Raw genomic sequence first — 310 nt, forward strand, 5'->3', positions numbered from 1 at the left:
ATCCCATGCCGCTATAGAAATCATGATTTGTGCAACCTTCCTATTAGTCATTGGAGTTCCGTGCTCATCAATCCAGCGTTCTACTAATGATGCGTCATCAATCTCCGTTCCGTCTTTAAAACGTGCCACATAAACAGACCATTGATTTCCTCGTCGAGCTATTCTAAGACGTCCGTAAAATTGATTGAATGTATTCGGATGAGCGCCGCTTGTATCGACTAACTTACGTAAACTACCCGGTGTTCCCGCGTTTCCAATTTTCATGTGCGCTTTTGTAAATTCAGCATCCCAATAAAGGTCGTTCATGTTA

General features: G+C 42.6%; 1 pseudogene. It reads right to left on the reverse strand.

Going from position 1 to position 310, the window contains the following annotated elements:
* Positions 1 to 310, reverse strand: a pseudogene (locus tag MR058_RS23060) (distal tail protein Dit); the annotation flags it as partial.

The sequence above is a fragment of the Bacillus cereus group sp. BfR-BA-01430 genome, from assembly GCF_022663115.1.
In the GTDB taxonomy this organism is placed as follows: Bacteria; Bacillota; Bacilli; order Bacillales; family Bacillaceae_G; genus Bacillus_A; species Bacillus_A cereus_BD.